This window comes from Chryseobacterium sp. 'Rf worker isolate 10' (assembly GCF_050753305.1).
Taxonomy (GTDB): domain Bacteria; phylum Bacteroidota; class Bacteroidia; order Flavobacteriales; family Weeksellaceae; genus Chryseobacterium.
The window spans coordinates 540997-553568 of the sequence record NZ_JBOZOF010000003.1 but is presented as its reverse complement, the minus strand read 5'-3'; the positions used below and the strand labels follow the sequence as shown (position 1 = coordinate 553568).

At 33.7% G+C, this 12572-nt stretch carries 13 protein-coding genes; all 13 read left to right on the top strand.

The features are described 5' to 3' along the window. Positions 1–10 precede the first annotated feature (10 nt). The 13 genes from LKL37_RS16895 (at position 11) to LKL37_RS16835 (ending at position 12564) form a co-directional block, all read left to right on the top strand. Positions 11–1270: an ABC transporter ATP-binding protein gene (locus tag LKL37_RS16895; protein ID WP_431611665.1), complete on the top strand. Its 1260-nt coding sequence runs from the start codon at positions 11–13 to the stop codon at positions 1268–1270. After that, a complete protein-coding gene (locus LKL37_RS16890) occupies positions 1267–1668 on the top strand; it encodes a sugar 3,4-ketoisomerase (protein WP_431611664.1) in 402 nt (133 codons plus the stop codon). The genes LKL37_RS16895 and LKL37_RS16890 overlap by 4 nt, the downstream gene beginning before the upstream one ends. Continuing rightward, positions 1658–2080, top strand: a complete 423-nt coding sequence (locus LKL37_RS16885; RefSeq protein ID WP_431611663.1) for a sugar 3,4-ketoisomerase — start codon at positions 1658–1660, stop codon at positions 2078–2080. The genes LKL37_RS16890 and LKL37_RS16885 overlap by 11 nt, the downstream gene beginning before the upstream one ends. Further along, positions 2070–2849, top strand: coding sequence for a DapH/DapD/GlmU-related protein (locus LKL37_RS16880; RefSeq protein ID WP_431611662.1), 780 nt, complete (start codon positions 2070–2072; stop codon positions 2847–2849). Before LKL37_RS16885 ends, LKL37_RS16880 begins: the two co-directional genes overlap by 11 nt. A 9-nt stretch (positions 2850–2858) precedes the next feature. Next, positions 2859–4733, top strand: a complete 1875-nt coding sequence (locus LKL37_RS16875) for an acyltransferase family protein (protein ID WP_431611661.1) — start codon at positions 2859–2861, stop codon at positions 4731–4733. Continuing rightward, positions 4726–5787 (top strand): acyltransferase family protein, encoded by a 1062-nt coding sequence (locus tag LKL37_RS16870; RefSeq protein ID WP_431611660.1) that lies wholly within the window; start codon positions 4726–4728, stop codon positions 5785–5787. Before LKL37_RS16875 ends, LKL37_RS16870 begins: the two co-directional genes overlap by 8 nt. Continuing rightward, a complete protein-coding gene (locus tag LKL37_RS16865; protein WP_431611659.1) occupies positions 5784–6884 on the top strand; it encodes a DegT/DnrJ/EryC1/StrS family aminotransferase in 1101 nt (366 codons plus the stop codon). The genes LKL37_RS16870 and LKL37_RS16865 overlap by 4 nt, the downstream gene beginning before the upstream one ends. Before the next feature lie 45 nt (positions 6885–6929). Continuing rightward, positions 6930–7850, top strand: a complete 921-nt coding sequence (locus LKL37_RS16860) for a glycosyltransferase (protein WP_431611658.1) — start codon at positions 6930–6932, stop codon at positions 7848–7850. Positions 7851–7868: 18 nt separating this feature from the next. Beyond that, positions 7869–8993 carry a glycosyltransferase WbsX family protein gene (locus LKL37_RS16855; RefSeq protein ID WP_431611657.1) on the top strand — a complete coding sequence of 375 codons (1125 nt, stop codon included), beginning with the start codon at positions 7869–7871 and terminating at the stop codon, positions 8991–8993. Next, positions 8986–9831 carry a glycosyltransferase family 2 protein gene (locus LKL37_RS16850; protein ID WP_431611656.1) on the top strand — a complete coding sequence of 282 codons (846 nt, stop codon included), beginning with the start codon at positions 8986–8988 and terminating at the stop codon, positions 9829–9831. Before LKL37_RS16855 ends, LKL37_RS16850 begins: the two co-directional genes overlap by 8 nt. A gap of 62 nt (positions 9832–9893) precedes the next feature. Next, positions 9894–10562 (top strand): NAD-dependent epimerase/dehydratase family protein, encoded by a 669-nt coding sequence (locus LKL37_RS16845; RefSeq protein WP_431611655.1) that lies wholly within the window; start codon positions 9894–9896, stop codon positions 10560–10562. Positions 10563–10750: 188 nt separating this feature from the next. After that, positions 10751–11617, top strand: coding sequence for a glycosyltransferase family 2 protein (locus tag LKL37_RS16840; protein ID WP_431611654.1), 867 nt, complete (start codon positions 10751–10753; stop codon positions 11615–11617). Between the two features lie 125 nt (positions 11618–11742). Continuing rightward, a complete protein-coding gene (locus tag LKL37_RS16835) occupies positions 11743–12564 on the top strand; it encodes a glycosyltransferase (protein ID WP_431611653.1) in 822 nt (273 codons plus the stop codon). Positions 12565–12572: the final 8 nt, after the last annotated feature.

Below are 12572 nucleotides of genomic sequence, written 5' to 3'. Positions count from 1 at the left end.
TTTAAAAAAAATGCTGGCTTTAAAAGCAGAAAATATATCAAAACAATACCGTCTGGGACAAGTCGGTACCGGAACACTCTCTCATGATCTCAACAGATTCTGGCATAAAGTAAGAGGAAAAGAAGACCCTTATCTGAAAATTGGAGAAGCAAACGATAGAACAACAAAAGGTGATTCCGAGTACGTATGGTCTCTTCGTGATATCAACTTTGAAATCCAACAGGGAGACGCAGTGGGAATTATCGGAAGAAATGGTGCAGGGAAATCAACACTGCTAAAAGTGTTAAGTAAGGTTACCAAGCCTACTACAGGAAGAATCTTCACTAATGGCAGAATTGCTTCTTTATTGGAAGTAGGAACCGGATTCCATCCTGAAATGACAGGACGTGAAAATGTTTTTCTTAATGGTGCCATTCTAGGAATGACAAGAAAGGAAATAACCAGAAAGTTTGATGAAATTGTAGACTTCTCAGGTGTTGAAAGATATATTGACACTCCGGTTAAAAGATACTCATCAGGAATGTATGTGCGTCTTGCTTTTGCTGTAGCAGCGCACTTAGAATCTGAGATTTTAATTGTTGACGAGGTTTTAGCTGTAGGTGATGCAGAATTTCAGAAAAAGTGCCTTGGAAAAATGAATGATGTAACAAGAGGAGAAGGCCGAACTATTCTTTTTGTGAGCCACAATATGACAGCCGTTAAGGAATTATGTACAAAAGGAATTCTCTTAAACCAAGGGCAGATTGATTACCAGGGAGATATTCTTAGCACCATTATAGAATATCAAAAAAGCAGTGCAAGAGAAAGCTCTTATCAATACAATGGTAATCTGGATGAGGCTATGGGTAATGAAAACATCAGAATAAAAGAGTTTTCAGTGTCTCCTATCAATGGAGATTTGTTAGATATTGATTCTGGAGTGCACGTAAAACTTGTATTTCATAATTACTGCCCTGACATCACACTTGACACCACTTTCGAATTGAAAAACTATGATGAATTAGTCATTTTCCATGTTGGAAAATTTGTTTCAGCAAAAGGAGATGCAAAAGTAGGTGAATATACTGTAGAATTTGATATTCCGACAGGGCTTTTGAATGCTGGAAATTATTATTTTAAACTTTACTTTGGAAAAGATCAGAAAACGCTTCTCTATGGAATCGATAACTTCATCGGCTTTGAAGTAGAAAACGTAAAAGTAGGAGACGTTATGTATATATATCCCGGAGTAACGAGACCTGAATTTGATTATAAAGTACAAACACCATGATTCCCAAAATAATAGAACTTCCAAAAATATACGATAAAAGAGGAAACCTATCCTTTTTTGAACATCCCAATCAACTACCTTTTAAGATAGAGAGAACCTATTGGATATATGATGTACCCGGTGGAGAAATAAGAGGAAGCCATGCTTTCAAGGAACAGCAGGAATTTATTATTGCTCTTTCCGGAAGTTTCGATGTAGTAATTCATAATGGAAAAGAAGAACAAAAATTCTCCTTAAACAGGTCTTATTATGGATTGTATATTCCTAAAATGTTTTGGCGCAGATTGGAAAACTTTTCAACAAATTCATTAGCACTGGTTGTTTCTGATAAACAATATAACGAAAGTGATTACATAAGAGATTTCGAAGAATTTAAAATACTGGCGAATGAAAAATAATATTTCTGTATTTGATTGTAATGTTATTGATCTGGGTAAAATTAGTTTTGATGAAGGTAACCTTACAGTAGTTGAAAATAACTCATCATTTCCTTTTAATGTAAATAGAGTTTTCTATTTATATGATATTGCAGGTGGGGAAAGCAGAGGTGCACATTCCCATAAAGAATGTCATCAATTTCTAATTGCAGCAAGCGGTAGTTTTGAAGTTTCATTAGATGATGGAAAATTCAAAAGACAGGTTTTTCTAAACCGTCCTGATTTAGGGTTGCACATTCCACCAGGGATATGGGCTTCAGAGATTAACTTTTCTTCAGGAGCAATTTGTTTAGTTATGGCATCTCATTCATATAATGAGAAAGACTATATAAGAAACTATGAAGACTTTAAAAATTACCGAAATGAAATTTAATAATAAGAATGTATCCATAAGTGATAAAGCCAAAATAGGCAAGAATGTAAAAATAGGTGACAATACTGTAATCTATGACAATGTTGTTATTGGAGATAATTCCATTATTGCTAATGATTGTGTTATCGGAGAGCCTCTTAATGATTATTACTTTAAAGATGATTATATAAATCCTGAAACCATAATCGGTGAAAATGCTTTAATAAGAAGTCATACCATCTTATATGCAGGTTCTCGTTTTGGAAATAATTTTTCTACCGGACACAGAGTTACAGTACGAGAGAACTCTGTTTTCGGAAACAACTGCAGATTGGGAACCGTTACGGATATACAGGGGCATGTTACTTTTGGTAATGATTGCTGGCTTCACAGCAATGTTCATATTGGCCAAAAGTCTACCATAGGAAATTTTGTTTTTATTTATCCTTATGTAGTACTTACCAATGATCCGACACCACCTTCTGACATGTGTATAGGTGCTACTATCGGAGATTTTTCTCAGATAGCAGTAGGTTCTGTTTTGCTTCCTGGAACAATAATCGGAAAACATTGTTTGGTAGGTGCACAATCTCTTGTAGGAGGTGAGCATGAAGACTACTCTTTAATTCTTGGGAATCCTGGAAGAAAAACCAAGGATGTACGTTCTATCAAGTCGAGAGAAACAGGAAAATCCCACTACCCTTGGCCTTATAATTTTTCAAGAGGTTTACCTTGGGAAAAAGAAGGCTTTGAAGAATGGAAAAAAGAAAACGGATACGAAAACGATTAAGTAAAATAATTGAAAAACAATAGTTTCAGATACGACATTTCTTTTCTGCGTGCATTTTCGGTACTCGCAGTACTTTTCTATCATTATAAATTTCAGTGGTTTAAATCCGGATTTATTGGTGTCGACATATTTTTCGTTATTTCAGGGTTTTTAATGACCAAAATTATTTTATCTTCCTTTGATAAGGGAAGATTTAATATCTGGGATTTTTACAGAAGAAGAGTGATCAGAATTATTCCTGCACTTTTAGGAGTAGTGGTAGTGTTCTCATTCCTTATATTTCTTTTTCTTCAACCGCAGATTGTCAACTTTTTTAGAAGTGCTTTTTCCAGTGTCCTTTTTTTTTCTAATATTTATTATTATCTGAATAATGGATACTTCGACGCATCTTCTCAATACAACTTCCTGTTACATTCTTGGTCCCTTTCTGTGGAATGGCAGTTTTATTTAATCTATCCGCTCATATTACTTCTTTTAAAGAAATTATATACCACTAAAAAAAACATTTTTATTGCAGTCTTTTTAGCATTAGCCTTTATTTCATTTGGTGCTATGATGATTCATAGGAGTTATGACCCAGATTTTTCCTTTTACATTTTTTATCCCAGAGCCTGGGAAATGATGTTGGGAGGACTTGCATTTTTATTGGAAGACAAAATACAGCATATTCCGAAAAAGGTAAAGCTGGTATTGGCTTTAACTTCTCTTTCAGCAATACTATCTTTTATTTTTCTCTTTCATGCTTCTTCGTGGCCATCGTTGTACACAACAATTCCAGTGTTTTTTACAACATTGCTTATCAGCCTGAACTATGAATTCATAGCGTACAAAAATAAAATAGTTACCTACCTGGGAAATATCTCTTATTCCCTGTATCTCTATCACTGGCCATTGTATGTACTGATTCTGTTTTTTGAGGTGGATAACAGTTGGAAATATCGTGCTCTGGCAATATTGGTGTCGTTTATTCTTGCCATACTATCCTATGAAGGAATTGAAAAAAGAAACTATTCTGATAAAGCGAAATCTGTTCTGGCAGTAAGTCTGATTATATTCATTTTTTCATTTTCAATAACGAAAGTAGATGCTGAAAATTATACAGATGAAAATAAAAATCTGATCAATACAACTTCAGGCTATAAGTACAGCAAAAAAGCTGAACATCAATATAAACTTGATATTAAACATCTTTCACATAAGGATTATAAAACAATTATACAGAATTTGGATGTTCCTGTTTCTGATAAAAAAAATATTGTTCTTTTAGGAGACAGCCATGCCGGAATGTTTTCTGAAACTGTTAATAATATCTTTGCGGATAAAAAAGAGGTCAATCTTATCCAGATCACTGCAGATGCCACTTATCCAATGGAAAACTCTAAAAGTGCCTATTCTAATTCTGTAAACTATTTCAATTATATATTCAAAGAGTACTTCCCAAAATACTATAAAAATATAGACCTTATTATTATTAATGCTAATTATTCAGGGTATCCAGAAAAAGAGATAAAAAATAACCTCAAAATAACTGAACAGTATTTTTCAAAATATAATATTCCTACTCTTTATATAGGGATGACTGACGTTTATGCCATAGATTTTCCGACCTATTATTATATCAAGAAAAAGTACCATGCAAATATGTATACAGAGGAAAAGAAGTTTAAAAAGACTGAAGAATTCAATACTTTTCTAAAAAATTATTTAGGTGACAAGTATATTGATCTGCTCAATGTAAAGATTAATAAAGTATCTCCAGAAAATTATCCCTACATCTATGACACCAATCATTTAACACTGTTTGGTACAGAACAATATAAAAATATTTTATCACAAAATGTCCTTAAAAGTAGCATAAACAGAAACAATAAAAAAAATGATTAAGCCCTTAACTTCCTTAAGATTCTTTTTTGCTTTTTTTGTCTTTTTAAGTCATTTATCATACTTAAAAGAAGACAAAAACTATAAAGGCATATTTGAATCTGTCTTTTCAGAAGGCTTTTTAGGAGTGAGCTTCTTCTTTATATTAAGCGGATTTATACTTGCACTTAATTACAGAGATAAATTTATTAATAAAAAAATCACACTAAAAAAGTTTTATATTGCGAGACTTGCCAGGATTTATCCTTTGCATTTTATAACAATGCTTGTTTCTATTTTTGCTCTTGGGAGTGGTTTTAAAAATTTGTTATATAATGTTTTGTTAATTCAAAGCTATATTCCGGATTCTAAGGTTTTTTTCTCATATAATGCTCCATCTTGGAGTATTTCAGATGAAATGTTTTTTTATGCTTTGTTTCCAGCTTTAATAATTATTGTCTATAAATTATCTAATTTTCTTAAAATAACAATATTAGCAGCATTTATATCTCTTATCCTTTTTTTAAATTTTATATTAGTTGATGAGAAAGAAGCTCATTATTGGCTGTACATATCACCATTTATAAGAATTTTTGATTTCCTTTTAGGAATTCTATTATTTGATCTGCTACTTTATCTTAAAAATAAAAAGCCGGAGCTAAAACAATCTTCACTCAATTTTTTAGAAATAGGTGGCATTATTACTTTAATAGTCTTTTTGATTTTTCATGAAAAAATTGCTATAAATTATAGATTTTCAATTTATTACTGGCTGCCCATGTGTATGATCATCTTAGGAGCATCAAGTTCTTTTATTTTTAAAGAAACTACCACCTGGACATCAAAAGTTCTTTCATGGAAAGGCCTTGTATATTTAGGTGAGATAAGTTTCGGATTTTATCTTATCCACTATTTAGTTTTAACATACACACATAAACTTAATGGTTTAATTGGGATACATCTTAAGAATTTTCCCTTTACAGTAGAAATGTTTTTCATCACACTTATTACAAGTATATTTGCTTTTGAATGCATCGAAAAACCATTAAATAATAAAATAAAAAATTTATTCTCATGATTAAATTCCTCGACTTACAAAAAATCAATTTAAAGCATCAGGAAGAAATTGAAACAAAACTTTCACAGGTTTTCCGTTCCGGATGGTATCTAATGGGGCAGGAACTTTCATCTTTTGAAAGCAATCTTTCTGAATATATAGGAGCTAAACATGCTATTGGTGTTGCTAACGGTTTGGATGCGTTACGCCTTATTCTTCGTGGATATATTGAAATGGGAATAATGGATCGTGGAGATGAAATTCTTGTACCTTCCAATACTTATATTGCTTCCATTCTTGCCATTTCAGACAATGGTCTGATTCCTGTTCTTGTAGAACCTGATATTAATAATTATAATATTGACATTGCAAAAATTGAAGAAAAAATCACTTCAAAAACAAAAGGAATTCTGATTGTTCATTTATACGGAAGAACTGTTTTCTCTCAAGAACTCAAGGATCTGGCTGGAAAACACCATTTAAAAGTAATAGAAGACAACGCTCAGGCTATCGGAGCAATATGGAACGGAAAAAAATCCGGTAACTTAGGAGATGCAGCCGGCTTCAGCTTTTATCCTGGAAAAAATCTGGGTGCATTAGGTGATGCAGGAGCTATTACGACCAATGATGACGATTTGGCAAAAGTAATCAGGGCATTGGCAAATTATGGATCTAATCAGAAATATGTCAATATTTATCAGGGATTAAACTCCAGGTTGGATGAAATTCAGGCTGCGGTTCTCGGTGTTAAGCTGAAATATATTGATGAGGAAAACACGGTAAGAAAAAATATTGCGAAAAAGTATATTACAGAAATATCAAACCCCAAAATAATTCTTCCGGAAAATCCAGCGGAGGCAAATGAACATGTTTGGCATTTATTTGTCATCAGAACAGAAAACCGTGATGAGCTTCAAAAGTATTTAACTGAAAATGGTATTCAGACACTGATACACTATCCTATCCCACCCCATAAGCAGCAAGCTTATAAAGAATGGAATGACCTGTCTTTCCCGATCAGTGAAAAAATACATGAAGAAGTATTAAGTTTACCTATCTCTCCTGTAATGACGGAAGAAGAAGTTGAAAAAGTAATAGAAATAGTAAACGGATTTTAAAGTTTTTACCTCTTAAAAAGCTCGTATTCAATAAAGTAAAATATCATGACAGAATTGCCTCTGGTTTCAATTTTATGTCTTAGCTACAACCAAGAAAGGTTTATAGTAGAATCTTTAGAAAGTTTCAAATCTCAGAAATACAGTAATATTGAGATTCTGATTTGTGACGACTGCTCTAAGGACAATTCTGTAGAAGTCATTAATAGCTGGATTAAAAATAATCCTCAGCTGGATATCCAGTTTATTCCCCATTCTCAGAATAAAGGGATTTGTAAATCATTGAATGAACTCCTGAACATATCAAAAGGTAAGTATATTGTTACAATAGCCCTGGATGATCTTATGGAGGCTGATAAAATAGAAAGGCATGTGGCTATTCTTGAAAAATCATCTCCTAACGAAGCTTTGGTGTTTTCAAATGCTCACATAATAGATGATAATTCAGTACGTTTTCAAAATACTTTCATTCCTTATTTTCACAGATATCTGACTATTGAATCCGGGAACTTTTACAAAACATTACTCGAAGATAATTTTCTTCCTGCAATGTCATGCGTCACCAAATCTTCTTTGATAAAAGAGATTGGAGGCTGGGATGAGACGTTAACTTTTGAAGATTATGACATGTGGTTGAGATTAAGCCAAAAATATGACTTCATCTATGATGACTACAAATCCTGCAGCTATAGAATGCATGCTACAAACTCTCATAAAAAGAAAAACTTTTTAGATGTATCTTTTTTTGATATTTATCTGAAACACAAAGAACAGCCTGAAATGAAAAAGAAAATCCTAAAACTTATTCATGAGGCTTATAAAGAAAACAGATTGACTGAAAATCACAAAAAATACCTTAGAGAACTTGATAATAAAACACTTACCGAAAAATTAATTTTAAGAAATGTAGGAAAGTTTACCTTCAACACACTGCATTATCTACAAAAAGTGTATTATAAAAGTTGGTAACATTATTCTTAATCAATTATGAAAAAAATAAAGCCCCTTGCATTTTATCTCCCTCAATACCACCCTGTCCCTGAAAATGACGAATGGTGGGGAAAAGGATTTACAGAATGGACGAATGTAGGAAAAGCCCAACCTTTGTTTGAGGGACACGAACAACCTATATATCCCGGAGATCTGGGCTATTATGACCTGCGTGTTCCTGAAGTAAGAGAACAGCAGGCTCAGATGGCGAAAGACTATGGAGTACACGGATTTATCTATTATCACTATTGGTTTGGTAACGGGAAACAATTACTGGAACGTGTTGCCAACGATGTGCTAAAATCAGGGAAACCGGATTTTCCTTTTTGCTTCTGCTGGGCCAATGAAACATGGTCGGGTATATGGCACGGATTATCAGAAAAAATACTTGCAGAACAAGTTTATCCTAATGAACAGGACTTAATTGCCCATTTCGAATATCTTCTCCCTTTCTTCAAAGACGAAAGGTATATAAAAGTGGACAACAAACCTCTTTTAATCATCTATGATTCCAATCATTTACAGAATGGAGACCCTCACTATATTTCAAAATTCCGCGAACTTGCAAAGCAGAACGGATTTGATGGTTTATATGTAATGGCATCCAATAAACTCCGTGATGATCTTGATTTTAAATCTATGGGATATGACAGTAAGATTTCCAATGCTTTTCAGAAAGCATGGCTGCCTCATATTGATAAAAAAGAATATATCTCTCATTCTCAATATTATAAAAACAGAATAAAAGGATTAATCGGAATCAAGAAAAAAGAACAGCCTAAAGTCAGAATTCAGGACGCTGAAGCTGTCGTCAATGATTTAAAGTTTGAAGAAAGCAATGTTCCTACTTATCCATGTGTACTGCCTAATTGGGACAATACTCCAAGAAGTGGTTACAGAGGTATCATATTGGCGAATAATTCCCCGGAACTATTCGAAAAACAGGTTGAAAAAGCGGTAGAATATCTTGAAGATAAAAAAGAGTATCCGGAACAGTTTTTAATTGTTAAATCCTGGAACGAATGGGCAGAAGGAAATATTCTGGAGCCCGATAGAAAAAATGGTTTCGGATATTTAAATGCATTAAAAAAAATACTGAATAAACACAGCCGAAATGAGTAAATTCAGCGTACTTATTGCCAACTACAACAATGGACATTTTTTTGAAAAATGTTACCAAAGCTTAGTTGCCCAAACTGAAACAGACTGGGAAGCTATCATTGTGGATGATGGCTCTACGGATAATTCTCTGGAGATCATCAAAAAAATCATCGGGGATGATCAGCGGGTTAAAATAAATCTCAATGATCAAAACAGAGGAATCGGATATACAAAAAGGAAATTAATTGCTCTTGCAGAATCAGAAATATGTGGTTTTTTAGACCCTGATGATGCATTAACCCGACATGCTCTGGAATTTGTTTTAAAAACCCATTCCGAAAATCCGGAAGCAGGATTGGTGTATTCCAATTTTGTACGGTGTGATGAATACCTCAACCCGGTATCTGTTCATAAAGCCAAACAAATCACAGAATTAGATCAGTCTTATTATAATTTCAATGCGGAAATTTCACATTTTGTTACTTTTAAAAAGAAGATTTATGAGAAAACATCCGGTATTGATCCTTTTCTAAAAATTGCCGAAGATAAAGACTGGTACATGAAAATGTGCGAGATAGCTCCGGTAAAATATATTGATGAAGACTTATATTTATACAGAATCCATGACAGTGGTATCTCTACCACTAAAAATTCTGAAAAAGCATTGTTCTGGCACTGGGTAGCCCTGATAAAAATGGCAGAAAGAAGAAACATCAGCGTGGAAGATCTTTTTCTTCAAAGCTATGTTCCAAAAAATAAATACGATCATGCTCTCAATCAACTGAATCATGTAAAAAATTCAAGATGGGCAAAATTGGGTAATAAACTTGGTTTTTTTAAAATATTTAAAAACCTTTAAAATCTATTGAACCTAAAAGATTTAGCAGATAGTAACGAACATCTTAATTAGACAAAACACTTATGATTATTGGTAATGGAATTCTGGCAAACGCCCTTAGGCTTTATGATAAAGAAGATGTTATTTTTTTCGCATCAGGAGTTTCCAATTCACTGGAAAAGAACCCTGCTGAATTCGAAAGAGAAATAGCTCTCCTGAAATCAGTGATTAGCCAGAATGCTGATAAAAAGCTGGTCTATTTTTCCACATGCAGCATTTACGATCCCAGTAAATCTGGCAGCCCTTATGTTCTGCATAAACTTACGGTTGAAAAAACTATCGCAGAGCAATGTTCAAGCTTTGTTATTTTCAGAGTAGGAAATGCAGTAGGCCGTGGGGGAAATCCCAATACACTGATCAACTTTCTTAAAAACTCAATCGTATCAGAAAATAAACTCACAATCCACAGCAATGCGAGAAGAATTCTGATCGGTACAGATGATATTGCAGCATTTGTAGCCAAACATATACAAGACCTCAACAATGAAATTATCAATCTGGCCTATCCTTACCAGTATTCACTGCCAGAGATTTTGGTCCAGCTGGAGAATCATCTTGTTAAAAATGCGGATTATGAAAGTGTAGATGAGGGTTCTTTTTACAATATAGAATTCGACAATTTTACAATAGATTATTTTGAAGGATTATCACCTGATGAATACCTGAAAAAGCTTTATTCATCTTATTTATGACAGTTCATTCAGCAAAACACTTAATACCCCTCAATGATATAGAAGCTTCCCCTTCTGTTTCCGGAAAAAATAATTTTGTACCTTCGGCATCATCATTAAGGTTGGAGGAATAAGCATATTAAAAAAGCTGTAACCTTGTATAAAGTGGAAAATAAAAAACACATTAAACCTCTTGAATAAAAATGAAAATGAATCCCAAAATATCCGTAATTGTTCCCTGTTATAATCAGGCTCAGTTTTTAGATGAATGTCTCCAGTCTATATTGGATCAGACATATGAAAACTGGGAATGTATTATTGTGAATGACGGATCTCCCGATAATACTGATGAAGTGGCAGATAGATGGGTGAAAAAAGACAGTCGCTTTAAATACCTTTATAAAGAAAACGGCGGTTTATCTTCTGCAAGAAACGCAGCCCTGGAAATCGTTACCGGAGATTATATTCAGTTTTTGGATTCCGACGACCTCATCCACCGGGAAAAGTTTTCAAAAAGCCTTGCCGGAGACAAAGAATATCCATTGATGGTAAGCCAATATACAATCTATAGAAACCAGACTCACCTTCCGGGTTATAAAGATGTAGAGCAGAGTTTCCTTACATTTGACGGAATTGTGTACGGCTGGGATCTGAGTTTTTCTATTCCTATCCACTGTGCTTTGATCCATAAAAAACTTCTGGAAGGTTTCCTTTTTGACACAAGTCTTACCAGCTGTGAAGACTGGGTAATGTGGATTTATATCACCAAAGATAATCCCGATGCTCTTTTGATTAATGAGCCCCTCGCTCATTACAGAAAAGATGTCAATGATAATATGTCAGCAGATCCTCTCAAAATAATGAAGCAGCGCCTTAAAATTTTACCAACATTAAAAAAACTTTATGGCGAAGAGGTGCACGACAAGCTTGCTTATCTAATCATAGAGGTTCGTACAACCCAGCTGGTACAGCAAAGAAAGGAATTTCAAAAAATGATTCCTCTGGCTGTGGTCGCAAAATATCTTTCTTTTAAAAGATTTTATTACAAGTATTTTCGAAAAAATGCAGACGGTTAAACTTCTGTTTTACTACCGCCAGACAATTAAATATCCATAAAAACTACACAAATGAGCCGGTACTGCCCAACGGATTAACAGCAGAAACCCAGGAAAATTATATAACTTTAAATAAATTTATTTAGATGAGTCAATTTGTACACGTTATAATGACAAGATTCAATGTTCCTACGAAAGGCTGGAACGAAACACGTTCAGGATTTAAACCACTTACTGAAGAATGGCTGGATGACAGGTTCAAGCTATTCAGAACTTACGTACTTCCTTCTTATAAAAATCAAACCAATCAAAACTATATCTGGCTAACTTTCTTTGACATTAATACGTCTGACAAGTTTAGAAAAATCATCAAAGAAATAGAAGCAGAATACCCTACTTTCAAAGCTGTTTTTGTAGAAGATTTTGATGTTATGAAAACTAAGGCTGTAGAAATAATTCCGCAGTATTTCACTCCGGATACCAAATTTGTGATTACCAGTGAGCTGGATAATGATGACATGCTTCATCAGGATTATGTAAAAACTGTACAGGAACACTTCAAACCGATACATGATCTGGTAATAGATTTAAGAAGAGGATACCAGCTTACCATGCTTCCGGGCCGTAAAGCAGTTGTGAATGTCTATAATGATGTCGTAAACCCATTTGTAAGTTTAGCAGAAAGTATAGACAACTTCAAAACAATGTTAAAAGAAAGAGCTCACAACAGCTATCGCCATTACCCTAATTTTTCGGTGGAAAACAGCAAAGAGATGTATATCCAGATTATCCATCAGTATAATTTAATGAATGTCACCTTTAAACATAAAGCTGTTTCTGAGGTAGATTTTTCAGAATATGGAATGACGGAAGACACTAAATTTACGATAGACGGATTCAAGACACTTAAGCATAATATTTCCAGAGTACCATTTGTAATGGGACTTATTTTGAAAAAAATATTTTAAAGATAAGA

What these genes read in the sequence shown, in the direction of transcription:
- LKL37_RS16870 (WP_431611660.1), top strand. Translation starts at nt 4,726, where the DNA reads ATGATTAAGCCCTTAACTTCCTTAAGATTCTTTTTTGCTTTTTTTGTC.
- LKL37_RS16890 (WP_431611664.1), top strand. Translation starts at nt 1,267, where the DNA reads ATGATTCCCAAAATAATAGAACTTCCAAAAATATACGATAAAAGAGGA.
- LKL37_RS16865 (WP_431611659.1), top strand. Translation starts at nt 5,784, where the DNA reads ATGATTAAATTCCTCGACTTACAAAAAATCAATTTAAAGCATCAGGAA.
- LKL37_RS16850 (WP_431611656.1), top strand. Translation starts at nt 8,986, where the DNA reads ATGAGTAAATTCAGCGTACTTATTGCCAACTACAACAATGGACATTTT.
- LKL37_RS16895 (WP_431611665.1), top strand. Translation starts at nt 11, where the DNA reads ATGCTGGCTTTAAAAGCAGAAAATATATCAAAACAATACCGTCTGGGA.
- LKL37_RS16845 (WP_431611655.1), top strand. Translation starts at nt 9,894, where the DNA reads ATGATTATTGGTAATGGAATTCTGGCAAACGCCCTTAGGCTTTATGAT.
- LKL37_RS16880 (WP_431611662.1), top strand. Translation starts at nt 2,070, where the DNA reads ATGAAATTTAATAATAAGAATGTATCCATAAGTGATAAAGCCAAAATA.
- LKL37_RS16885 (WP_431611663.1), top strand. Translation starts at nt 1,658, where the DNA reads ATGAAAAATAATATTTCTGTATTTGATTGTAATGTTATTGATCTGGGT.
- LKL37_RS16855 (WP_431611657.1), top strand. Translation starts at nt 7,869, where the DNA reads ATGAAAAAAATAAAGCCCCTTGCATTTTATCTCCCTCAATACCACCCT.
- LKL37_RS16860 (WP_431611658.1), top strand. Translation starts at nt 6,930, where the DNA reads ATGACAGAATTGCCTCTGGTTTCAATTTTATGTCTTAGCTACAACCAA.
- LKL37_RS16835 (WP_431611653.1), top strand. Translation starts at nt 11,743, where the DNA reads ATGAGTCAATTTGTACACGTTATAATGACAAGATTCAATGTTCCTACG.
- LKL37_RS16840 (WP_431611654.1), top strand. Translation starts at nt 10,751, where the DNA reads ATGAATCCCAAAATATCCGTAATTGTTCCCTGTTATAATCAGGCTCAG.